Here is a 22,564-nt window from a genome sequence, read left to right as displayed (position 1 = left end):
TTCAGAGTCAGAGAATAGAAAGGCTATTAGGCCCTGGAATAGAAAGAAATCGCCTCTGCCAACGTGTTTAGCCCGTAGAGAGAGCGTCGGCAGTGTTGGACTACTGAGTCGCGCTGCCCTCTTCCACCGCAGGCTAAAGAAACTGAGCGAAATAAAGTCAGGCAGCACCAGGACGCTTAGAGCGGGTAGTTTTTGTTGACTTTGCCAAGACATCCCCTGGTCGTCGCAACGTCAAAAAAGGATTGATTGCCTGAATGTGGGCCTGGGGATAGGCCTGACGGACTTGCTCAACAGTTTGTTGCCAGATGGGATGCTCATCAGTCCAAATAGGATGGCGCACAATCCGCACTTCCCGCCCCCGGTTTCCCGTCCACACCGGCAGGAGAAAATCCTGAGACACTTGCTGGAAGCCTAGGTTTTCCAGCAGTGGCGGCAGTACCTGCTCCACCAAGCGCCGCCAGGGATTTTCCTGCTCTTCCCCCCAAGGGCTCTGCAAATCGACCGGTGCCCTAGCATCTCGCAGAAGGCGCGCCATATCCAAGGCTAGTCGCCAATCCAAGAGCCCGTGGTAGGCTAGGTTGGAGTAATCGCGCAAGCAGTTGTTGCAGGACGTGTCGCAGGTCTGCTGGTGCTGCAGCCAACGGAAGGCCAAACTGTTGGGTTGAGACAAGTCCTCTTGTTCCAGCAGCTTCGAGAAGACCTCCGGCTGAGCGAGGTAGAGGCAATACCCCGCGCCATTCTCCAGCTTGTCGAACAGAAAAGCCTGACCCACCACTCGGCCAGCCTCTTCCTTTGTCTGAAAGCTGGCTTGCAACTCGTCAGGATCGACATCCAAAAAGGTGCAGGCAGCCGCTCGCAACCAGAAGGCGAAGGAATACAAAGCTGCTCGCCCTTCCACAGTTGTTGAGTCAGCAAACACGCCAGGCGGCCAAGTTTGAAGGCTGACCAGCAGCACGTCAGTGCGTCGCTTAGACAGTAGGGCAATCCGATAGGTAGGGCCTATTCCTTCGAAACGTTTCCCCTGAACTTCAGGACAAACATAAGCTCCTGGCCACTTCTTATCCGCTTGTAACAGGAACCCCCCCTCGCCGCCGCGATCATTGACGATTAAAACGTCATCGCTGCCTCCCCGCAGGTGAGCGTTGCCGGTCGTTGCGGTCGTCGCTTCCGCCTTAAGTCCGTCCGCGCCCAAGGTTGGCCGACTGACGCGGGGTTGCCACTCAAATTGACCATCAAAATCCCGCGGCTGCAAGTTGGTGAAAAAGCCCCTGGGTTCCCGCGCATCAATGCAGCGGAGGGTGGTTTGCTGGCATACCGGACAGGCTTGCTTTGCCGGCTTGTGGGTAGCTGGGGGAGGAGAGCAAAGCGGCTGCTGTGGCTGGTAGTCCTCTATCATGGCTTGACAGTTGCAGCACAGACCTAGCCAGCGATTGGGTTTGTCGAGGGGCGGCACCAAGCCGGGACGCGATTGTACGCCTCTTGGGTGAGGCACCAACTCCACCAATCCGCAGGCGGTGTGTACTGCCCGATCTTTGACGATTTCCAAGCCAGGGGCAAACTGTGCAATCGCCGTATCCAAGTCGCGATCAATGGTGCCTTCGCTGGCAGACCAGCGAGTGTAAAGTAACCTCACCCGTGTGGGAAAGCCAAACATGGGCAAAATGCCGGCATTGGCCAGACGTTCGCTAAGTTGATCTTGGCTGTAGGCTTCAGACTCAGCAATCTCGCGAATTTTATTGACCAACTCCTCGCGGATGTAGCGATACAGCTCTTCCTGCTGTTCGGCTGAAATGTAAGTCTGCTGGCAAAGTTGGGCAATCACAGCTCGAATGTCTTGGGGATGGTTGTCAATCCAATCCCGAACCGACGGTTCCACTTGCCGCCAGTTTTTGGCCAAGCCAAATTCGCCGTGGACACTGGTTGCATCTTCGAGATCCGCTGCAACCGATAGATCTTGAAAAGCCTGCCGCAAGACTTCTTTGGCGACGACGCGCCGAGCAATGGTGAGGCTGCGCAGGTCAATGTAGGGCGGGGGTGGCGGATCGCCGGTAATGGCCTCAGGGCGCTGAAAGTAAAAATCGTCATGGCTGCGACCCCGGCAAAACGTAACTGCCAAGGAGACCCCGGCACCGCGCCGACCAGCCCGTCCCACCCGCTGCTGGTAGTTGAACCGTCGGGGCGGCATGTTTGCCATCATCACTGCCAGCAGGCCGCCGATGTCTACGCCAGCCTCCATAGTGGTAGTCACGCTTAACAAATCAATGCCCTGAGCCAGCGGTATTTCTCCCTCTAGGAACACTTCCTGGAACCAGCGCTGCCGTTTGAGGCGATCCTCCTTGTCGGTTTGCCCTGTCAATTCGGCAGCATTCATCCGAAACGGTTCGTTTTCAGGGTCGGAGAGGTAGGCGTAGTAATCCAAATCGCGCGGCAAGCTGCTCGGCTGCAGTCGGATGGCCTGCGGGTCAGAGCGTTTGCTGGTGTTGCGACCGCCACTGCACTCTGGGCACCATCCCCCCGCAGTGTGCAAGTAAAAGGCCCCGCATTGAGGACAGCGGTAGCCTTGAAGACCTTCGCGAGAGACGGGCACAAGGTAGAGGCGATCTGGATCCAAAACCAATCCGTTCTCGCTACGGGTACCGATTTTGTTCAACTCCCGCTCGATCTGGGATTTTAAGTCTGGCTTGCCCTGTTCCTCTAATTTTCTCAAGTATCGCTCCACGTACTGGGGTAATTCCCGCCTAGTACCCGGTCTGCAGAATTTGGAGTATCGATGCCGCTTGCGAATTCCCAATTGGCGGATAACCGCGCTGGCAACGTCTTGCAGTTCCGGAGGAACTTGAGCTGTAACATAGCCCTGTCCAAAAGACTCGATGTTTCTGACCGCATGGGCAAACAGCGTAAACATCATTTCATCAGCTAAATAGGCATCGAGTTCATCGAGGTGTCTGTTTTGCTCTGGTGTTCGGGCAGCAATTCGTGTTACTGGTTGACTTTGCCAGTTGTAGAGCTCAGTCCAGGGATGCCGATCCTTATTGACGGAATAGTAAAGGGCGCTAAAGGACATCCCGCCAGGGCACAGTCCCAAATGTAAGAGCAGGTCTGCCAGGGTGCGCCGCAAGGCAAGGAGAGGAACTTTCTCGCCGTAAGACTTGAGCATCTCGAGCCACAGTTCACGAACTTGCTCGTTGGCAGGTCGCCGGTTTTGAGTCCAAAGCAGAGCTTCTGTAGCAATGTCACCTTGCCGATTAAGAAAGCGATCCCGTGCTGCCCAATCCTCCGCCATCCCCTCAACGTCTTGTAGCAACCGGGGATATTCTCGCAACCGTTGCTGTCGTTCCTCTGGACTAGGCAACTCACAGCGCAGAAAGGCCCGCAGGTCTTGCCTATACTCCTCTGCTGATCGCACTAGCAGCAAGCGCACCATATCGCGATAGTGATCCATTTCCATACCGGCGGCTAACTTGGCTGCGTCCTGGCGGCTATCGGAAAAAACCACCAGCTTGCGGGATTGCGGTGTTGGCATTTCCCGCAACAAAGCTCCGGCAATCACCTGACAGGCTTTTTGGAATCCAGTGCGGTGCACGCGCAAAGGAGTGGGATAGGCCTCACGGAGAGCGCGATCGGTATCGCAGCGAGGGCAGCGGCTCGGCAAGGCGGGCTGATTCCCATCCCCCTCTTTCACTTGGTACACCCAGCCGGGAACCTCGCCTTCTCTAGGGGGGCTTTTATCTTGTCGGAGTTCACCAGTAGCGGGGTTGAGCTTGGCTTCAACCCACCCCCGCTTCGCCTTGCCAGCAGTCCACTCCAAATATTGCGGCTGGGTCGCCCAAGGTTCCGGGTCGTGGGGCAGGGGCCAAAAAACGCGATAATTCCCAGACCTCTGCGTAAGGTTCACCAAATCAGGAATGCCTTCCAAGTCAGGTTGATCGGGAGTGAGGATAAGGGACTCGCCGGATTGGTATGCATAGCCCCCCAGGAATACCTCCCCGCAAACTTCGCAGACGATCAAGTCCAGGACACGCGCCCCGCAGTCGCAACTGAGACGGTGTTGGCTGTGCAAAGCGCCAATGGGTGAAGGCGGCTGGTTGTTCTCCGGAGAGCGTTGCGCAACGCTGCAGTGAGGGTTGCTGCACGCCCAGAGACCTTGCAGGTTGTGAAAGAAAAGGTGACCGCGCACGGGCTGGGGCGATCGCCCGTCTTCTCGCTGAGCTACCGCCGTCGCCATCAACAATCCTCGCAAGGCCTCGGAGACCAGACCGCCTTGGGGCACGGCCGCCCCCGGGAACAGTTGCTGGTCAACTTTTTGGATGGGGGTGGCGCGCACGCTGCCACTAGCTTGCCGACAGGCCTCCCGCAAGGCATCGCCAACCTTGAGTTCTTCGAGGCACTCCCCCAAAGCCTGCTCCAGTGGTTTTGAGCTGGGATCGCCCCCCAGCTCTTGCACCAGCTTGGTCAGAGCTTCTTCGGGGATAGGGAGAGGTCGCAGGGGCTGGAGGGGATCCGCCTGCACATCTCTGGCAAATTGAGCAAAAGCAACTTGATACTGACGCACTCGCGCTGGGGCTTCGGGATCCGGAGCAACTTGTTCTCCAGCGATCACCGCAAAGTTATCGCGCCCAAAAAACTCCCGGAGAAACCGGCGGCCCGCCTCGCCCTCTTCCAAGCTGGCGCTGGTCGCCAAAATTTGTAGCTGTTCTGAGTTGACTGTTAGCCCCAAGCGGTACAGCAGCAAGCGCAGCAAATAAGCTACTTCTGACCCTGGTGTCCCGCGATAGGTGTGCAACTCATCCACAATCAGCAAGAATTTATTACCTCGATCCGCTTGCAACCACGCTTTCGTTTGCTCGAACATCCCAGCCTCAATTTGCCGCATCAGCATAATGTTGAGCATGGAATAGTTGGTAATCAGGATATCTGGGGGATGTTCTTGCATGTCCCAGCGTGAGCGCATTTCTCCCCCATCTAAGCGAGGGAAATAAAATACTAAATCCGAATCTTTATCCGAATTCTTGTTCCGAACAGCAACTCTTCCCTGCTGCTCCTGAAGATCTCTCAATAGCTTGGCCAATTCTTTGACCTTTTCAGGGGTCTGACGACCGGGGAGGGGTGTCTGTCCCGTATAGCGACCGAAGGTGATGCGATTGCCGCCGCGCTCGCGATCGAGCCAGGCATGGGTTTCCGGACTGTCCAACACCTTGCGCAACCGTCGCAATTGATCCTCCACCAGAGCATTCAAAGGATAGAGAATCAAGGCCCGTATCGCCGCCGGTCGTTGTTGCCCTTGGCGCTGTGGTACCCACTTTGGATTGTCTTCCTGCTGCCACCAGAACGTATCGCCACTCTGAGGGGACATGGGATCCCAGGTACGGGATTCCCGGGCAAGGTGGGCTAGGATTGGCAACAAGAAACACTCGGTTTTGCCAGAACCAGTTCCCGTTGTTACTACAATATCCTTCTGGTTAACGATGGCTGCCTTCAAACTTTGCCATTGGTGCTCATACAGCGGAAAGTTTGGAAATAAAGACTGGCCTAGATGTACCAAATCTTCATAACCAGCGGGTAAAGCTTTCGCTGCTTCCTCAAGGGTTTTGCCAGAAGAAGGGTAGAGTGGTGTAGGCTCCAATAGGGGAGGAGTACTAAGCAGAGCATTCTCAGGTCTGTACTGCAAGTGGCGATCCCGCTCGGCGCTAAGAGCAGGGTAACGTAAGGGAAAAGCACTTCTAATGTAAAGCTGGTAGATTCGATCTAACCGCTGATAGATACCGACGAGGTCGTACATGGTTTTTCCTTTGCCTTTGGCAAAAACTGTAACTATTTCTCCAGATCAAAAAACGGCAGCTGTTCACCAATGACTTGCCACACAGTTGGTGCAATGTTCTGATAAATCAGTTCTTCTGTTGTGCGATTGTAGCGAGGCAGACAACCCGATTGCATGACCAAGTAGCGTTCGTAGGCTAGCGGCCAGCGCTGGCTGATAGGGATCGATAGTTCTTGGGCATTGGGGTCGTAACTAACTGATAGGTTTTTGGGAGCAAGATGAGTCAAAGCCAAAAAACGTAAACTGTACCATTCGGCGCTGTACCAAGCGTTGTGCTGGCGGTCGTAGAATAGGGCATGCTGCTGTTGGGATCCCTCCTCGTACAGCTCGTAGAAACCCGTTTCCTCGGCGTCTGGCACATCTACGAAGCTGCTCCCATCGTAGCGCTTTAGTCGATAGCGGTGAAGTGGCACCCAATCGACGACCTTTAGCGTAGCTACCCAATCAGCCCAAGGAGGAGGGGCCTCGACCGGACGAATGGCTAGGGCAGGGTATTTGGTCCGTAACTCGGCAATTGCATTGGCAGCATCAGCTTGCAGCTCAAGCTGCCAACAGGGTGGAGCATCCCTTCGAGGTTGAGGGATCTTCACAAGGCGACCAAACTGCTGCAAAGACTCTTGCAGGCTGGCGTTTCGCTGACCGTACAGCACGTAGCAATTTTTGCTCACTGGCTGCAGGGAAGGTGGCTGCATTTGCCAGTGTTGACCATCCTGAGCTGCCAGAAGATGCCCTAACAACTGCAGCCGACGCCACAACCGACGCGGTTGGACTAGATCTAGGTGACTGCATACGGCTTGAAAGGTTTCCCAAGAACCAGAACCGGCTGCCGATAACCACCAAAGCAGCTGTTCGCACGGCTGGGAGCGATCGCTTCCTGCCGCCTCTGCTATAGGTGTTTCCAAACCAAGTGGGTTGACTTTAGGTGGCCGCTTGACTTGGAAATACTCAATGGGTTGGGTATCCCGTTCCAACTCATAGGCGATACCCACCATGTGTCGAATATCTTCCCAGCAAAATCCTTCTCTTCGAATCCTAACTATACTGATACCTCTCACTGTTTTAATCAGTTGCTCAAGGGTGTTTTGTGTGGATGACCAATCAGAGCGCGCATTTGTCTTAATACCCAAGTAGAAGTAATACTCTCCCCTACTTCTTTCCTTAATGCCCTTCTCAATACGAACATGAGACACAACATCGGCCAAGTTTTCTTGAGTAACCCGCTTTTGTAAGTAATTCAGCAACTTTTGGGGTTTGTATCTGGAGGTATGGGTGCGAAAGCCCCAGTAAGTTTGCTCTGACCGAGAAGATTTTTTCGACATAGAGTTATGCCTCTACTCTAGGGAAGCTAATGACAAATCACCCCAACTCAGGATCTTCAAAAAGCGTTCCTGGTGGGCAGTTCCGCCCCGTACTTGGATTTGGTAAGTACCGGGAGGTAAGTCTGCGGGCAAATCCCAAGGCTGGTTGGTAGAGCGATGGTCTTCTGGAAGATATATGCTCCCGGTACGCACTTCAGTTAGAGTCACGGCTACCGTAGGCTGAAACCCGTACACAGTCACCTTTGGCAAGTGACCCTCGAGCCAACCTTGTCCTTGCGGTACCCGTAGCCCTCCACCCAAGGCAATGTGCAGACGATCGCGTGGTTGTAAGGCCTCTTTCAGCTCAGGATGTTGTAAAAACAAACCGTCCCATACCGGCGCCAGCACCTGACATTCTTGGATTTCCCACCAGCCAGAGGTTACTTCAAAGGCAAGCTGGCGATCGCCCTCCCACTGCAGCAGCTTTTCTTCTCGTAGCTGCTGCAAGTCCAACCAGAGTGCTTCCCGAAACAGCACTGTGAAATGACTGCCCAATTTAGGTGCTCCCCAACTAGCCAGCGCACTAGACTCGGGGTTCTCAGGATCGGGCACCAAGACCCAAAAGTCTCGAGCTGGCAGCTGGAGTTCCCGCAAGTGGGCATGATCTCGAATCGGCCATGACTTCCCCGTTGTTAGATCGGCAGCAGAAAGCGGTGCGCCAACAGGGAAAAACCAACCAGAGCGCTCACAACGCAAGCTACCTAGGTTTTCTACGGTCACCTCGGCAACTGGCCAACGACGCGGAACTTTGGGGTAAGGGTAGTACTCTGGATTCCCCCACCGATCTTCGGTGCGATACAGCCCTGCAATCAGGCACGTGGGGGGACGTCGGCTAAATTGTTCAGGTTTCGGGCATTGTGCGTCTAACCACTCCTGATGGACGGCTAGGATTTCGGCGCCCAGTACCTCGTGTCGCTGGCGATCGTCCAGCAGCTCTTCCAGATGGCGGTTCAGGTTTTTTTCGCTCGCCAAGTCCACCAGTAACTTAGTTTCGCTGCGGGCGGTAGTCCACTTTCTCTCATAAAACACGCGACACAACCGTTGAACATCTGCCTTCCGCAGCAGGGTTTGGGAAATGGGGTAATTCAAATACCGGCGCGGGCCTTCCCCTGGCTCGGCGGTGGCAATCCATCCCTTTACCTCTAGCCATTGGTTCCACTCCTGCCATAGGCCTTCTTCATCTCCAGCTTTCATCCCAGTGGGACGAGTGTCGCCGCCTACCCCCAATCGTTGACAAAAATGGGTAAAGAAGTCCCTCTCATCCAGCTCCTCATCCCTCACCATGTCGTTGGCGGCGAGCACCATCAGCGCCAAGAAGGCAACTCCTGCTGGTTCGGGCAAGCTTTGGTTTTGCAGAGTTGATAGCTGGACTCGCTGGCCATCTACCACCTGGGCGCGCACGGCTTGGCAAAAGTCCTCAACTGGGCCTAAGCCTAGACTTGCTAAAACTTCTTCATCTACGCTGAGGTAAACTGGCGTACCGTGAGGAACTCCCAGCGTTGCCCATTGAACAATTGCTTGGTTCCAGCGGGCATAGTTGTTGTGCAGCGCCACAGTAACCTCGCCCTGGGTTCCTTCCTCAAGCCTAGGCAGGCGTTGAATGCCCAGTTTCCTATTTTTTGAATCCCTTTATGTTTGTTTTAGGTCAAATTGGCAGCAAAACAGAGTCGGCGCTGTAGAGGCTAGCTGCCTCGGAGAGGAAATGGTCGGGCGAGACCGTCGGGAAGCTTACCCCAGATCAGGAGGAGAGGTTTGCCAGTGAGAGCAAGCGCTCCGCAACCTCTGCAGCCACAGGTATCACCGACAGGCGTGTGCCCCGCCGCACCACCTCCAGCTCCTCCGGGGTGAAGGTGGCCCGCAATTTGGCCAAAGGGATCACTCTTTCAAAAGCAGCCAAAAATTGCACCCGCACCGTGTACCACCGGGGATCTGCTGGAGTGGACTTGGGATCATAGTAGGGGCTGGCAGGGTCGAATTGGCTGGGATCCACCACGTGGGTTTCCAGGATCTCCATCAAACCGGCAATTCCGGGTGGCTCGGCATTGGAATGGTAGAAAAAGGCGCGATCCCCAGGCTGCATTGCCTTCAGATAGTTGCGGGCTTGGTAGTTGCGCACGCCATCCCAAAGGGTTTGGCCCTCCCGCTGCAAATCCCAGATGCTGTAAACGCTGGGCTCAGATTTCATCAGCCAATAGTTCATGGGGCACTAGGCTCTGGGAGCAGATAAGGGGGAACAACGGGCAACAAACTCGACAAAGTTGCGCAGCATCTTCAAGCCGTAGGGGCCGGACTTTTCTGGGTGAAACTGGGTAGCAAACAAAGCGCCGCGGGCAATGGCGGCTACACAGGTTTGGCTCCCGTGTTGGGTCGTGGCAGCCACCCAGGCTGGATCGCTGGGCACACCGTGATAGGAATGGACAAAATAGGCCCAGGTTTGATCGGGGATCCCTGCCCAGAGGGGAGAGTGGGCTTGGGTGAGTTGCAGTTGATTCCAGCCCATGTGAGGGATGCGCAGGCCCGCCTCTGGCCGAAAGCGCTGCACCCGTCCGGGCACGATGCCCAGCCCCGGTTCCACCCCCTCTTCGCTGCTCTCAAACAAAACCTGCAAACCAATGCAAATGCCCAAGAAGGGCTGCTGCCGCTGCACCGCCTCCCGGATGGGATCCACAAAGCCTCGCTCTCGCAACTGCTGCATGGCCGGATCAAAAGCCCCATCTCCCGGCAGGATGATCCCGTCGAAACGCTCCAGCCCGACCGGCTCTGTTACCAGATGCACCTCTGCCCCGGCACGCTCCAAGCCTTTGCAAGCCGAATGCAAGTTTCCGGCATCATAGTCGATCACCGCCAGGCGCACAGCTCCCATGGGATCCCTCCTCGTGAGGAGTTTCGGAGTCTATCAGTATAGTGGTTCTATCCCGTTTGAGCTGACCCATGGCTGTGGCAATTGCTTCGCACGATCCCACTCCGACCGGTACTGCTCCGCAACCCTGCCGCGACCAGGTTGATTGGCCTGAAGCAGCTTACCTGCACATCCCTTTTTGTCGGCAGCGCTGCCACTACTGTGATTTTGCCACGGGCTTGGGCACCCGAGAGTTGATAGAAACTTACGTGCAAATGCTCTGCCGAGAGATCGGCAGCTCCTACCGCTACCGCCATCTGGCCGGGGATCCCAGACCGTTGACCAGCCTTTTTTTCGGGGGTGGCACACCCTCTCTGCTGACGGTGGAGCAAGTGGGGCGGATTTTGAACGAGCTGAAAGAGAGGATCCCGTTTCATCCTGACTGTGAGATTTCCCTAGAGGCCAATCCCGGCACCCTGACGCGGAAGCAGTTGGCGGGCTACCGGGAGCTGGGGGTTAACCGCATCAGCTTGGGGGTACAAGCGTTTCAACCGGAGCTGCTGGCCGCTTGTGGCCGCCTGCATGGAGTGGAGGAAGTTTACGAAGCCGTGGCCGACTTGCAGGCGGCGGGCTTTGAGAATTTCAACCTGGATTTGATCTTTGGGCTGCCCTACCAGACTTTGGAACACTGGCAGCAGTCTCTACGAGCTGTTCTTGAGATTAACCCCACCCATGTCTCCGTCTATGATCTGACGATTGAGCCGGGAACCCGATTTGGCCGGATGTACCGACCGGGAGATGCGCCTTTGCCCACCGAGGAAACCACAGTTGCCATGTACCTAATGGCGCGGGAGCTGCTCACCGAAGCGGGCTACATCCACTACGAAATCTCCAATTTTGCCCGCCCCGGCTACGCCTGTCGCCACAACCGAGTGTACTGGGAAAATCGCCCTTACTTCGGCTTTGGCATGGGATCCGTCGGCTACGAGGGGGGACGGCGCATTCAGCAGCCCAAAACCCTTTACCACTACTTTGAGCAGGTGAAAGCTGGAGTCTACCCCCTCCCTCCTGAAGCATCTCCAGAGGAAGTTTGGATGGATACTTTGATGTTGGGGCTGCGTTTACAGGAAGGTCTGGATTTGGGCCATTTGCAAGAGCGTTTTGGCCGGGCAAAGGTCGAGCAAGCTTTGGAGAAGCTGGATCCCTATTTCGAGAAGGGCTGGGCCAGTTGCGAGGCGGGTCGGCTGCGGCTGATCCCACCCAATGGCTGGCTATTTTCCAATGAGATTCTCAAGGACTTACTGGCTTGATTCCGACGGTTACTTTCACAAGATTTCTCACCAGAGCCCCCTATCCCAATTGGCCGAAAACTCAAGCTTTGAGGAGCGTAGGCCATCACCATTTCCAGCAGCCATTAAACCCAACATTTCACAGATCCTGAGATCTCTAATCTTGCAAGAGGGGTTGAGGGGAAAGATACGGAAGCCCAGAGGATCCCTATCGATAGTTGACAAATTGCAGCGCCACCGGGTAGTCCTGCTGCCTAAGCATTTGAATGACCGCCTGTAGCTCGTCTTTATCCTTGCCGGAAACGCGCACCAGATCCCCTTGAATGGCAGGCTGCACTTTCTTAAAGTTGTCGCGGATTTGCTTGGCAATCTGTTTGGCCAGTGTGGCATCAATGCCCTTTTTCAGGTGAACCACCTGGCGCACTCGGTTGCCGCCGGCGCTCTCTGGGGGTTGGAAGTCGAAGATCTTCAGGGATAGACCCCGCTTGGCCGCTTTGGTAAGAAGCAGATCCCGAATGGAGTTGAGGGCCATGTCGTTGGCGGTGGTGATGGTCAGGGATCCCTCCTCCAGCTCAATTTCCGTCTGAGTATCCTTGAGGTCGTAGCGCTGTTTGATCTCCCGTCGGGCTTGATCCACAGCGTTCACCAGTTCCTGCCGATCGAAATCGCTGACGATGTCAAATGAGTAGGTAGAGGCCATAAACCTTATCTTCGCTATCGTTCAGTATCTTAAGCCCTCAGCCAAGCAGGGATCCCTAACTCTCGGAGAAGCTACAACAGGTAGAAGGATCCCAGTCCAGATTTGCGGAGAAGCAGGATGGCCGATGTTGTTTTAATTACAGGCGCCTCTGAAGGCATCGGCAGAGCTACTGCCTTTGCCTTTGCCCGTGGGGGTTACCGATTGGCGCTGGCTGCCCGCACTGCCGAAACCCTGAAGCAAACGGCCATCGACCTGGAGCAAAGCCTAAATGCCGAGGTCTTGGCCGTTCCCACCGATGTCACGCAGCCAGAACAGGTGCAAAACCTGGTGGAGAGAACCCTAGAACGCTATGGCCGCATCGATTGCCTGATCAACAACGCCGGCATCTGCATGAGTGGCCCTTTTTTGCAAACCACCCCGGAGCACTGGCAGGCTCTGATGGCGGTCAATTTTTGGGGCTACCTCCACACCATTCGAGCCGTGCTCCCCGACATGTTGAAGCGCAAAAAAGGCCAGATCATCAACGTGGGATCCATTGGCGGCAAAATGCCCCTGCCCCAGATGAGCGCCTATTGTGCCAGCAAGTACGCGGTCAGTGGGCTGACAGAAGCGCTGCGTCTGGAACTGCAACCCCAAGGGATCCAGGTAATTGGCGTCCATCCGGGCATCGTCAGCAGCAATTTCCTCAAGCGAGCCATTTTTCTGGATGAGGTGGGGCCAGCGTCCTCTCCCGACAGCCAAGCCCAAACCTCAGGTGGCAAAGCCCGTGAGCAAATGCAACAGGCGCTGGAGAGTTTTTGGGTCAGCCAGCCGGAAGAAGTTGCCGAAGCCATTTGGGATGCCGCTCGCCAGTCCAAGTCAGAGGTGGTGGTGGGCATGGCCCAATGGGCGGTAGGAGCTTACACCCTCTTCCCCGGATGGGTCGGCTCATTGCTCCAGAATGTTCCTCGCTAGCCCACTGGATCGGTCGAGAGTTCTGGGGCGCTGGATGAGCGATTCTGCAGACCCAGCGATAGCAGGAAGAAGGCTAAACTTCGGTATAGTTTGAGGTACGGTTAAACACTGGTATTGACAGCGGAAGTATGGTTGAATCTGTGCCTTCTCCTTCCGGTACCCACCAGCACATCTTGATCGTGGAAGACCGAGATGGCCGCCGTACCCAGGTGCTGGGATCCGCCAAATACTTCATCGGTCGGGACTTGGCGAACGACATCTGTCTCAACTCTCAGTATGCCTCCCGCTACCACGCCATGCTGCTGCGGATTCCCGCCGAGCGAGAGGGAGAATATTGCTACCGCATTTTGGATGGGGATCTGGAAGGTCGCCCCAGCACCAATGGCTTGTTGATCAACGGCCAGAAATTGACCACCCACCAGCTCAAGTCGGGGGATGTGATCACCTTTGGCCCCGATGCCAAAGCCACCTACAAAATTGTTAAGGCTCCCTAGGCCCAGATCTCTGCAGAGCGTGCAATCGCCCCCCAATCAACAGCAGCAAAGCCAGCACCAAGGCCATCTCCGACAGCAAGGTCGCTAGGGCCGCCCCCTGCCAACCCCACCTTGGGATCCAAACCGCATTCAAAAGCCCATTCAGCCCCAGAGCCATCAGTTGCAGACGGCTGCGGGGCTTTTGCAACCCTGCTCCAGTGAGCAGGTGAGATAGCAAAAGGTGGATCCCTTCCAGCAAAATGACCGGGCTGAGCCAGCGCAGGATGAGGGCCGTTTCCCGGTAAGCCGATCCCAGCACCCAGGGGATCCCGTAGGATCCCAGCGCCAGCCCCAGGGCGGCCAAACTGCCGTAGCCCACCACCCAAGGGGAAAGGTGACAGGCGTAGCGCCAGCCTTGTGGGAGTCCTTTTTGGCCTTGGCGGCACAGCTCGGCAAAATGGCTGGTGAGCAGAGCAATCATCGGCGTTTGCGAGAAGTTGATCACCCGATAGGCAGCGCTGTAAAGACCCCCCGCCGCTGCTGAGGCCAAGCGGGGCAAGAGCAGCTTATCCAAATCGGTGAAGGTTTTCACCGCGGCCAGCCCCACCGCAAAGTCCCAGCCCGCTATCAGCCGTTCCCGCAGATCTCTCCAGATCAGGGCCAAGGGGGGAGAAGGCTCGCTCCACCGCCCCATCCCCCTCGCGATCAGCAGCAGCACGACCAACACCATCAGGCCGTACAGAACAGCCCATTGCACCAGGGATCCCCAGCCTAAGGCCACCGCCAGCAATACTGCCCCCAATCGCCCCAGCGCCATGCCCGTGTCGATGAGGGCTACGCCGGCAACCTGCTCTCTCCCGATCAGGATCCCCCTGTACACCTCTGGCACCGCGATGAACAGCAGATCGCTCAAAAGCAATACCCCCACCACCGCTGCCGGCGTCCCGGCCAGCCAAACGCTCAAGAGGGGCCACAACACCAGCGCCATCCCCCCACAGCCCAATCCCGCCAGCCATAAGCTGGGGCCAACCCCCTGGGTGCAAGTCGGGGATCCCTGCCGGCTGAGGCGCTGGATCAGCAGTTCCGATTGGCCCAAATAGCCAAACGGGGCGGCCAGGTTGCTGCAGGCCAAGATGGCAGAGAAAACCCCGAAGGCTTCCGGCCCCAACAGACGGGCCAACAGGATGAAATAGGCCCCGGACAACCCCAGGCGCAGGCCATTGCCCACCATCAGCCAGGCAGCCTGGCGCAGCCGTTGTTGTTCTGCTCTATCCACGCTGCCACTCCTGGACGAGGCTTGCCGCAGCCAGGGATACTGGATGGATGCTGAGAGGGCCCGCCCAAGAGCGGGCGTCTCCTCTTGATTTTGGGTGTATGGGTTGCAATTCTTCTGGCAAGTTCATGGCCAAACTCTACCCCGTCAGCAACGCCGCGCGAAGCCCCCACACCTTGGCAGGACGGGATCCGCAAGCCCTGTTCTCCCCCCATTCCAGACCGCCTGCCCCCCGCCGGGTACTTCCCCCACCCCTGCCGGACGGCGGTAGCCCTCGTTGGCTGGGATCCGCATCGGCCAAAACGGTGGGGCAGGGCTATCGGGCCGTTGTCTTGCTCTTGCTGACCAGTCTGCTGCTGTTTGGAGGGCTGGGATCCCGTCTGGCCTACCTGCAGTTGGCGCGCACCCAGTATTACCGCCAGCTGGCCGATACCAACCGCATTCGCCTGTTGCCCCAGCCGCCAGAACGCGGACGCATTGTGGATCGCAACGGCGTATTGCTGGCGGGCAGCCAATTGTCCCACTCGGTCTTCCTCTGGCCTCTGGTGCAGTCGCGGCAGCGCTGGCAGGAGATGATCCCCAAGTTGGCAGACTACTTGAACATCGCCCCTGAGGAGATCGCCCAAAAGCTAGAACAGGCTGGATATCGTTCCCCTTTTCCCGTGCGCATCCTGCGCAACGCCAGCCCCCAGGTGGTCATTCAACTGGAGGAGATGAGCCGCGAGCTGCCGGGAGTGATGGTGGAGGCGGAGACGGTGCGGTTTTATCCCCACGGCGACTTGGCCGCTCACCTGCTGGGCTACACCGGCGAGATCTCGCAGGAACAACTGCGGGCGGATCCTAGCTATCGCCTGGGGGATATCGTTGGCCTGATGGGAGTGGAGGAATTGTTCGAGAACCATCTGCGCGGCCAATGGGGCGGGCGACAGGTGGAGGTGGACGCCATGGGAGAGGTGCTGCGGGTGCTGGGGGAACAAGCGCCCCAACCGGGCAACACCCTGCAGCTCACTTTGGATGTGCGGCTGCAGCAGGCGGCAGAGCGAGCCCTCGGCCAGCAAAAAGGAGCGGTGATCGCCATGGATCCCAGCGATGGCTCGATCCTGGCCATGGCCAGCTATCCCACCTTTGATCCCAACCTCTTTTCCAGCCGCATCACCCAAGCCCAGTGGGAGAGCCTGCAGCAGCAGGATTTTCCCTTCCTCAACCGCGGCCTGCGGCCCTATCCCCCCGCCAGCACCTACAAAATCATCACCACCGCTGCCGGGATTGAGTCGGGAGCCTTTCCCCCCAACACCGTGCTGCAGACCGGCCCCTACATCCAGGTGGGAGGGTGGCGCTTTTGGGACTGGAACCGGGCCGGCTTCGGGTGGCTGAACTACCGGCAGGCGATGGCCTACAGCAGCGACACCTTTTTCTACCAAATCGCCCTCGGCACCAAGGCTGCCCCTTTGCAAGAATGGTCGCGCCGCTTTGGGTTGGGGCAACTGACCGGGATCGGCCTCAAAGGGGAGGCTGCTGGCCTGGTGCCGGATGCTGAGTGGAAGCAGCGCCACTGGCGCGAGCCCTGGTATGTGGGCGACACGGTCAACATGTCCATCGGCCAGGGATTTATTACCGCTACGCCGCTGCAAATGGCGGTGGTAACGGCGGCAGTGGCCAATGGGGGCTGGCGGGTGCGCCCCTTGCTCTCGCACCAGGTGATCCCGGAAAGCCCTGTGCCGCTGCGCCAAAAGGTAGGTCTTTCCCCTGCCACCCTGGAGATCCTGCAGCAGGGGCTGCGAGATGTCGTGGTTTACGGCACTGGCGGCAACGCCAACCTGGGGCCAGGATTTCCCCCAACGGCTGGTAAAACCGGCACCGCAGAGGATCCGCCGCGGCGATCCCACGCTTGGTATGTTGGCTATGCTCCCTACGACCGGCCCGAATTGGTGGTCGTGGTCTTTCTGGAAAACAGCGGCGGTGGGGGTGGATCACGGGCCGCTCCCATCTTTCGAGAGGTGATGCGGGCCTACTTCCGACCCGAGTCGTGAGCCCTAGCTTTCTGTCGGATCCGAGCCAACTGGGTATATGCAGTCTCTTGTCTCCCAGAAAATTGCGTTAAGATCCCCTAAAATCCCTTGCCCAGCAGGCTTCTGCCCTAACTTAGCTGTAGAATATGTCAGTGATTTGGAGCTCAACTGCCGCAATCCTGCCATTCGCGCCGGTGGCGCCTTGGCGCATTACAGGGCAAGCCCCGCTCCCACACACTGAGAACACTCTGGGCCGCGGTCGCTCCGCAACGCCTGAGCGAATCCGCGATCCAAGGAACGCTCTAACTTTATTGCCTAACTCAAAAGGAGATCAGGATGAACAAGGCAGAACTTGTTGATGCCGTCGCTCATCGCGCCAATGTAACCAAAAAAGAAGCGGAGGCTGTCATTTCCGCCGCACTGGAGATCATTGTCGAAGAGGTCGCATCCCGCGATGAAAACGGTGAACCCAAGGGGAAGGTGACCCTGGTGGGCTTCGGCTCCTTTGAGGCTCGCAAGCGCAAAGAGCGGGAAGGTCGCAACCCGAAAACCAACCAAAAAATGGTGATCCCAGAGAGCATCGTCCCCACTTTTAGGGTGGGCAAGTCATTCCGCGAAGCAGTAGCAGGGGGGAAATCTTAATTTCGCCGGGTTGGGACTCGGCTGCTGGGTAGGGCGTGGAGCAGCCTCGACATGGTGGCAATTGGGCTTGGGGAGCAGCAATCGCTGGCTGCTCTCCCCAGGAGATTCTGGATTTTTCGGCCAGCTTGAATCCGCTGGGCCCACCGGAATCGGTCTTGCAAGCTCTGACTCAGGCGCTGTCTGCAGCAGACCCGGTTGTAATCAGCCGCTACCCGGATCCCGACTATCGGGACTTGCGCATCTGTTTGGCCAACCATTGGGCCGTCGATCCTGAGTGGATCTTTGTGGGCAATGGGGCAGCGGAGTTGCTCACCTGGGCAGCCCGGGATGCGCAAGGGCGGGAGGTATGGCTGCCCCAGCCTGCCTTTGGGGAGTATGCACGGGCTCTGCGGGCGGCAGGGGCGACCATCAAGCCGCTGCCTTTTTTCCCCGGCCAGGGATCCGCCGGTTTTACCCTTCTGCAGGAACCCCTTCCGGTGGCAGGCAAGGGAAACCGGGTGCTCTGGCTAAACAACCCCCACAACCCGACGGGCTGGCTGATCCCGCAGCAAGATATCCTGCCTCTCCTGCCCCAGTTCGACCGGGTGGTGGTGGACGAGGCTTTTATGGACTTTTTGCCGGGGGAGCCCACCCTGAGCTTAAACTCCAGCCCGTCGGCAATGCCCCGCAGCCAAACCTTGATCCCCCACCTGGCGGCTCATCCCAACACCATCGTCATCCGTTCCCTCACCAAGTTCTTCACACTGCCCGGCTTGCGCATTGGCTTTGCGGTGGGGCACCCGGATCACTGGCAGCGCTGGCGACAGTGGCGGGATCCCTGGAGCGTCAACGGATTGGCGGGAGTGGCAGTGGCGGCAGCTTTGGCCGATGAAGACTTTCGCCGGCGCACCTTCGCCTGGCTGCCCGTGGCCCGAGAGCATTTGCTCAGGGGTTTGCAAGCGCTGCCCGGCTGGGATCCCTGGCCTGGTCAAGCCAATTTTGTGTTGGTGCGCTGCCCTGGCTCTGCCACGCAAATTCAGCGGGCGCTGCTGCAGCGGCACCGGATTCTGGTGCGGGATTGCCTGAGTTTTCCCGAGCTGGGAGATCGCTACCTGCGCATTGGCCTGCGCACCCTGCCGGAGCAGGAGCAGTTGTTATCCGCCTGCCGGGAGATCCTGGAGAATAGCTAGGGATTTTTCTGCGGGAGAAATTCTCATGCCCGAAGCTACCGCCTTCTGGCCGGAATGCAACGCCCCTATCGTGCGGGGGGTGGCCCATTACAGCGATCTGGAGTTGCTGCGGGCCTTTCAACGGCAGCCGGAGGTGGCGCGCTACTTCATCGGCCTGTTTTGCCGCTACTGCCAGTGGGTGGACGGGATCCTTGCCGAACATCTGCCGCCCGAGCAGTGGGCTGCCTATCGAGAGCAGGTTTGGTTGCGGCTTTACCCGCGCCTACAGCGCCTAGATGTCCACAGCCTTGTGGAAGAAGCGGCTGGCGAAGGGGATCCTGTGCTGCGACCCTGGCTGGCGGAGCAAACCCGTGAGCTGATCCAATCCTTGGATGGGATCCCCACCCGCCCTCAAGCTTCTTGCAGTCTCGACTCCACCAGAGGCGGGGCAAAGTCCTCTCTTTCACCGGCACTGGCCTGTTATTTGACTGCTGGTTTGGATACCTTGCCGGGGGATCTGCGCTTCATTCTGCTGCTGCGGGATCGGTTTGGCTGGTCACCGGTTCGCATTGCCGACCAACTCAAGGCTGACGGATATTACCTCGCCCCAGAAGACGTGGATGCCATCGTTGCCTCTGCCCGCCAGATCTTGCTTCAGAACCTACCGACAGATGTGCGTGCCCTCTATCTGGAGGCAAAGCCCTAGAAGACTGCCATAGCCTTATGGCATGGTGATTTATGGCAGGGTATAGAGCGCTGGCAATCCTTGTTCCCAAGGTGGGTTCTCCTGTTAGGCTGTTTCCGGCTGTAACAGTGGATCGGCATTGTTTGCTCTCCGACTTTACATCAAGTTGAGTGTGGGCTGTCTATGAGTCCTTCTCCGCTTCCCCCAGACCCTACCCAACCCCTGTCTCCGGCACAGCAGTCCCATTCACATCCAGTTCCTCAACTTGCTCTTCAGGAGGCGCTGAGCCATCTGCATTTGGATGTGCTGAAAGAACTGGAGCGATTCCGCCTCTGGCAGCGTTTGCAGCGCATGGACTCTGTCCCGCCCCCACGAGCAGGTCAGCTTGGGAATACCAGCTCTGTACAGCGCCCTTCACCTGTACTCATTCAAGAGGTGGTGGAAGACTTGGAAGAGGAAGAGATGCCGCGGCCCTCCGGGGCCTTTTCGCCCCTCTGGGTCTTGCTGCTGTGGGTGCTTTCCTGCGCGGGGATTGGCTTTGGGGTGCGCTGGCTGATCTGGCCGGAAGAACTGTCCCTGCCCCAAAGCGCTGCCCACAGGGCGGAAGAAGGGATCCCTGCCCAGCTGGATTTGGCCCAGTTGCCCCTGATCCCACTGGAACCGGTGGAAGGGCAGGTGGGAGAGGAGTTCTATTCCGGTGGCTTGGATCCGGATCGGCTGGCGCTGGGCTTGACGGCCACCCCGGACTTGAAGGACGTACAGGTGGATCCTCTTCAAGGCGTTCCTAACCTGCTGGACAGCCTGCAAACTGACTTGGCCTTGGCTTCCAAGGAACCCTCTCCCCCCAGCTTGCAAACGGTGGAGCAGTTGGCAGCCAGCCTGGAGCGCCCGTCCCAACCTTCATCGCCTACTTCTGCGGGATCCCAGAACGTGGTGCCCCTAAGCGACAACAGCGTAGACTCTCTGGGGCCGAACCGCGGCGAGGGAACCTTCTTGGTGCTCACTACCTACTCAGGGGCAGAGAGCTTGGCACGTGCTCGAGAAGTTTCTGATGGGGCCTTTGTCAAAGATGTGAATGGCCAGAAGTTTGTGCAGTTGGCAGCATTTGAACAACTGGAATATGCCCGCTATCATGCGGAAACCCTGAAAAATAAGGGCTTTAACGTTACAATTGCTGAGCAGTAACTTTGGCCATCCCGTCACTGCTGACCTGCGCCAAAACCCAATTCATCCTGGTTGGCAGCAAACTTTGTATTTCAGGGATCCCATCTTGGGAGAAGAGCTGGAGTCGATCCCATTGTAGTCATTTCAAGTTAGGTTAAGACGCTTCCCAGCTGCTCAGCGGTGCCGCCCAAGCCTTCCACGCCGCTTCCGCGACCACCCCCAGGCAATGCGACGGAACAGTTTCATTCCTCATTACGGTCGTTTCATTCCAACTAGGACACTGCACTCACACCTAAAACAACACTAAAACAAACGTTAAATGCACAGGGCCAGAGGGCTTTTCAAGGACTCCGTCCCGCTGGCGCGATCAGCAGCCCAGGAGTCTCACCCTAACCTGAAATAACTGAAACGACTATAAAATGACTGCGGCCGGCTGAAGACCGGAAAGGGTCTTAAGTTGGTTCGGAATAACTGGCTATAGATCCCGAATCCAAGGGATCCGAGAGAGAGGTAGCCGCTGCCAGATCCCTTCGCTTCCTTCTGGATCGAGCAGGCGCCAGGCCAGCAACCCGGTTGCCGAGAGGAAAACCAGGGCCAGCAACAACGCAAGGGCATTCTGTAGGCTTTTCAAAAAGGGCCAGAGGCGGGCTGTGCTCGGCCCCACCTGAGCAGCTCCAGACCGCTGCCGCGCCTGGGCGGGGGGGTTCCCGGAAGCTGGAGAGGAACTCAAGGGACGGGCAGGTGGAGCGAGGGTAGAGGACGTCAACTGGGCGGCAGGAATGGGTGGCCCTGGTAACCGATTCAAAGCCATAACCACAGCCTGAGGGCGCTGCTGCTGACGCATCCACCGGTTCAGCTCTGCCAGAGAGATGGCACAGAGGTTGTTGAGACCCAGACCCTGAATTCGCCCCACCAAAGGCCGGTCGTTGCTGACCAAAACCACCAGCGTTCCCGGCTGCTGCTGGGCCAGGGCATAGGCGCATTCGGCAATCGCTTCTTCCAAACGTACCCTCATGGACTGATCGCCGGCACCGGCGCCACCCACCAAGGCACGGGCTTCTGAGACGGCAAACCCTAGACTGGGCCAGTGGCGCAAAAACTCGCGGGCTGTCGATTCTTCTTGGGGATCAATAGCCTGCCGGCTCAGGCGTTCCAACTCGGCCATCACTGCCTGTGGCAGCACACACACCCCAAACCGTGCCCACTCCTGCCATAGAGCCAGACGACCGGTCAGGATCACGGGGCTGTCGAAGACGAGGAGAGGCGGGATCTCGGCCATGGGATGCGCCAGCGTTGGACTTAACCTCAATTGTGTAGCTTCCCCGAAGACTTGGGTAGCAGGGATCCCTCTGCCAGGCAGAGGCGGATGGCCAGTGGGTAGAGGCGGTGCTCCTGGGTCTGGATGCGCCGGTAAAGGGATTCCACAGTATCTTCGGGCAGAACCGGCACGGCTGCTTGGGCCACGATGGGGCCACTGTCCATTTCCAGGGTGACCCGATGAACGGTGCAGCCGGCGATTTTCACACCGCACTTCAGGGCTTGTTCAACAGCCCGCAGGCCCTTGAAGCTGGGCAGCAGGCTAGGATGCAGGTTCAGGACGCGATCCGGGTAGGCGGACAACAACACCTGGGTAACCAGGCGCATCCACCCGGCCATGATCACCCATTCCACGTGATGCTGCCAGAGCACTTGGAGGATAGCTGCATCCAGGTCTTCGCGACAGGGGTAGTCTCGGTGGTCGAGCAAGACGCAAGGGATCCCTCGCTTTTGGGCCCGCTGCCGCACATAAGCTTTGGGATTGTTGGTGATGACCACAGCAATCTGGGCCTGCAGTTCCCCAGCCTCAATGGCTTGGGCAATAGCTTCGAAATTGCTGCCATTGCCGGAAGCCAAAATGCCAAGGATCCCCGGTTGAGAGGGCACTGGGATCCCGTCGGGATCCGGCCAGAGTAAGCTGGGTAGGTTCATGAGCGCTTGGTGGGAAAGTCTGCAGCCCCGCTATTTTAAACCCAGACAGCCTCCCCTCTGGTTCTGGCCAGGTTGATCCAGAGAGGGATCCAAAAACTTGACCGTCGCCGGCTTTGACAGGCGCACCCGCGCCATCGAGCGCTGCACGGATCAAGCCCAAGAGGAGCTGCGGGAGATGCCTCAAGAAATGCGGAAAATGCAGCAGGAGCATGACTCTAGTCAATAATAAGCTCAACTATACTGA

The 22,564-nt window shown here is 57.7% G+C and carries 19 protein-coding genes; 10 read left to right on the top strand and 9 right to left on the bottom strand.

All coding sequences use genetic code 11. The annotated features are described in order from the left end of the window. Nucleotides 1–157 precede the first annotated feature (157 nt). The 5 genes from NW843_RS01370 to hisH form a co-directional block, all read right to left on the bottom strand. Nucleotides 158–5,779, bottom strand: a complete 5,622-nt coding sequence (locus tag NW843_RS01370; protein ID WP_414388537.1) for a DEAD/DEAH box helicase — start codon at nt 5,777–5,779, stop codon at nt 158–160. A 32-nt stretch (nt 5,780–5,811) separates the two neighbouring features. After that, complete coding sequence (locus NW843_RS01365; protein WP_011432521.1) at nt 5,812–7,137, bottom strand: hypothetical protein; 1,326 nt, start codon at nt 7,135–7,137, stop codon at nt 5,812–5,814. Nucleotides 7,138–7,149: 12 nt separating this feature from the next. After that, nucleotides 7,150–8,730: a hypothetical protein gene (locus tag NW843_RS01360; RefSeq protein WP_414521893.1), complete on the bottom strand. Its 1,581-nt coding sequence runs from the start codon at nt 8,728–8,730 to the stop codon at nt 7,150–7,152. 184 nt (nt 8,731–8,914) lie between these two features. Further along, nucleotides 8,915–9,376, bottom strand: coding sequence for an EVE domain-containing protein (locus NW843_RS01355; RefSeq protein ID WP_414521892.1), 462 nt, complete (start codon nt 9,374–9,376; stop codon nt 8,915–8,917). 6 nt (nt 9,377–9,382) lie between these two features. Next, nucleotides 9,383–10,039 (bottom strand): imidazole glycerol phosphate synthase subunit HisH, encoded by a 657-nt coding sequence (gene hisH, locus NW843_RS01350; protein WP_414521891.1) that lies wholly within the window; start codon nt 10,037–10,039, stop codon nt 9,383–9,385. A 68-nt stretch (nt 10,040–10,107) separates the two neighbouring features. On the opposite strand from hisH, the gene hemW reads away from it, so the two are divergent. Continuing rightward, a complete protein-coding gene (gene hemW, locus NW843_RS01345; protein ID WP_414521890.1) occupies nt 10,108–11,325 on the top strand; it encodes a radical SAM family heme chaperone HemW in 1,218 nt (405 codons plus the stop codon). A gap of 187 nt (nt 11,326–11,512) precedes the next feature. Here hemW and NW843_RS01340 read toward each other — a convergent pair whose 3' ends face one another. Next, complete coding sequence (locus NW843_RS01340; protein ID WP_011432526.1) at nt 11,513–12,004, bottom strand: YajQ family cyclic di-GMP-binding protein; 492 nt, start codon at nt 12,002–12,004, stop codon at nt 11,513–11,515. A gap of 117 nt (nt 12,005–12,121) precedes the next feature. Between NW843_RS01340 and NW843_RS01335 the strand changes: the two genes are divergently transcribed. After that, nucleotides 12,122–12,958, top strand: coding sequence for an SDR family oxidoreductase (locus NW843_RS01335; RefSeq protein WP_414521889.1), 837 nt, complete (start codon nt 12,122–12,124; stop codon nt 12,956–12,958). A gap of 128 nt (nt 12,959–13,086) precedes the next feature. Continuing rightward, nucleotides 13,087–13,452, top strand: a complete 366-nt coding sequence (locus tag NW843_RS01330) for an FHA domain-containing protein (protein ID WP_011432528.1) — start codon at nt 13,087–13,089, stop codon at nt 13,450–13,452. Here the strand turns inward: NW843_RS01330 and NW843_RS01325 are convergent. Further along, nucleotides 13,439–14,707, bottom strand: coding sequence for a lipopolysaccharide biosynthesis protein (locus NW843_RS01325; RefSeq protein WP_414521888.1), 1,269 nt, complete (start codon nt 14,705–14,707; stop codon nt 13,439–13,441). The genes NW843_RS01330 and NW843_RS01325 overlap by 14 nt on opposite strands. Nucleotides 14,708–14,832: 125 nt before the next feature. On the opposite strand from NW843_RS01325, the gene mrdA reads away from it, so the two are divergent. From mrdA to NW843_RS01295, 6 genes are all read left to right on the top strand, one after another. After that, nucleotides 14,833–16,734, top strand: a complete 1,902-nt coding sequence (gene mrdA, locus NW843_RS01320; RefSeq protein WP_414521887.1) for a penicillin-binding protein 2 — start codon at nt 14,833–14,835, stop codon at nt 16,732–16,734. Nucleotides 16,735–17,049: 315 nt separating this feature from the next. Further along, the gene (locus tag NW843_RS01315; RefSeq protein WP_414352206.1) at nt 17,050–17,355 is read left to right on the top strand and encodes an HU family DNA-binding protein; all 306 of its coding nucleotides are present in this window, start codon (nt 17,050–17,052) and stop codon (nt 17,353–17,355) included. A 35-nt stretch (nt 17,356–17,390) separates the two neighbouring features. After that, nucleotides 17,391–18,524 (top strand): threonine-phosphate decarboxylase CobD, encoded by a 1,134-nt coding sequence (cobD, locus tag NW843_RS01310; protein ID WP_414521886.1) that lies wholly within the window; start codon nt 17,391–17,393, stop codon nt 18,522–18,524. Nucleotides 18,525–18,549: 25 nt separating this feature from the next. After that, entirely contained in the window at nt 18,550–19,209 is a 660-nt protein-coding gene (locus NW843_RS01305; protein WP_414521885.1) for a hypothetical protein, read from the top strand. 282 nt (nt 19,210–19,491) lie between these two features. Beyond that, the gene (locus tag NW843_RS01300) at nt 19,492–20,373 is read left to right on the top strand and encodes a hypothetical protein (protein WP_414521884.1); all 882 of its coding nucleotides are present in this window, start codon (nt 19,492–19,494) and stop codon (nt 20,371–20,373) included. Further along, nucleotides 20,360–20,491, top strand: a complete 132-nt coding sequence (locus NW843_RS01295) for a hypothetical protein (protein WP_414373289.1) — start codon at nt 20,360–20,362, stop codon at nt 20,489–20,491. The genes NW843_RS01300 and NW843_RS01295 overlap by 14 nt, the downstream gene beginning before the upstream one ends. Before the next feature lie 336 nt (nt 20,492–20,827). On the opposite strand, the gene NW843_RS01290 is transcribed toward NW843_RS01295, so the two are convergent. After that, a complete protein-coding gene (locus tag NW843_RS01290) occupies nt 20,828–21,631 on the bottom strand; it encodes a PIN domain-containing protein (RefSeq protein ID WP_414521883.1) in 804 nt (267 codons plus the stop codon). A 26-nt stretch (nt 21,632–21,657) separates the two neighbouring features. After that, nucleotides 21,658–22,320 carry a phosphoribosylglycinamide formyltransferase gene (gene purN, locus NW843_RS01285; protein ID WP_414352200.1) on the bottom strand — a complete coding sequence of 221 codons (663 nt, stop codon included), beginning with the start codon at nt 22,318–22,320 and terminating at the stop codon, nt 21,658–21,660. Between the two features lie 97 nt (nt 22,321–22,417). Here purN and NW843_RS01280 point away from each other — a divergent pair, with 97 nt between their 5' ends. Next, entirely contained in the window at nt 22,418–22,546 is a 129-nt protein-coding gene (locus NW843_RS01280) for a hypothetical protein (protein WP_414356470.1), read from the top strand. Nucleotides 22,547–22,564: the final 18 nt, after the last annotated feature.

Origin of the sequence: Synechococcus sp. R5-12 (genome assembly GCF_047502655.1) — a bacterium.
Lineage (GTDB): Bacteria > Cyanobacteriota > Cyanobacteriia > Thermostichales > Thermostichaceae > Thermostichus.
The sequence above is the reverse complement of the archived record's forward strand: the minus strand, read 5'-3'. Positions and strand labels throughout refer to the sequence as shown.